Raw genomic sequence first — 1,036 nt, 5'->3', positions numbered from 1 at the left:
TAAAACATATGCGATGGCTAACCGAAATGGTGCTTCCGCACCCTTGCCAGCAAATCGTTTTACAAGAAATGATTCAGACTATTGATGAGCGCACTAAGCGATTAAAACGACTCGACAACGAGCTCACTCATCAAGTTAAGAAGTGGCGCTACTATCCTGTCGTTAAAGCAATACAAGCGATGCGTGGAATACGCCTCCTCATCGCAACAGGCGTAGTGTGTGAGCTTGGTGATCTAAGCCGATTTGATACGCCTAGAAAGCTAATGAGCTATGTCGGGCTCACCCCGAGTGAGCATTCTAGTCGCGATAAACGAAAACTTGGCAGCATTACAAAGTGCGGTAATGGACGCGTCAGAAACTGTTGATTGAGGGAGCGCACAGCTATCGGTATAGCGCACGAATATCCAAAGAAATGCAGGTAAGACAGGAAGGTCTACCTAAGGAGATTATCGATCAAGCATGGCAAGCGCAACTAAGGCTGTGAAAACGATATCAGAGGCTTATGAAGCGCGGTCAAAATTACAATGTGGTCGTGACCGCAATAGCCCGTGAAATGATTGCCTTTATCTGGTCGATATCACGAGAAGTCATTTGACTTAAGGTCGACCCAAAAACACGTTTATCAAGAGTACCAGCTTAATGAGTTTAGCGTTAGCGCATTGGGTCAAGCAACGAGTGTGGTGTAATCACCGACGGCGTTAGGTAGGCAATGTAGCTTCATCGCATTGATCCACGAGCATAGACTGAAGACAGACACCACGACGTAAAAAGTAAGGTCGGATAGGTTCTTTAAAAAAAGAGCAACCCACGAATACCAGCATGATAACCGTCGAAATTATCTGCTTCATCTGATGCGCTAATGCTTCTTAAACAAAAGAAGTTGACTAAAAAAGAAAAAACTCTGGCCGTGCTATCGGCAGGAATTTGTGCAGTTTGCTTGACGTGGGGAGTCATACCAACGCCCGGCTAAACGGCGTAGTAACTGTGGCGACTTTTTTGGAACAAAAAAGGTGCGACTGTTACGGAGTCCGTTTGA

1 pseudogene is annotated in these 1,036 nt (G+C 45.7%); it reads left to right on the top strand.

The features are described 5' to 3' along the window. Positions 1 to 595: pseudogene (locus A3729_RS01770) on the top strand (transposase); the annotation flags it as partial. Positions 596 to 1,036 lie beyond the last annotated feature (441 nt).

The sequence above is a fragment of the Oleiphilus sp. HI0043 genome (genome assembly GCF_001634935.1).
The sequence above is the reverse complement of the archived record's forward strand: the minus strand, read 5'-3'. Positions and strand labels throughout refer to the sequence as shown.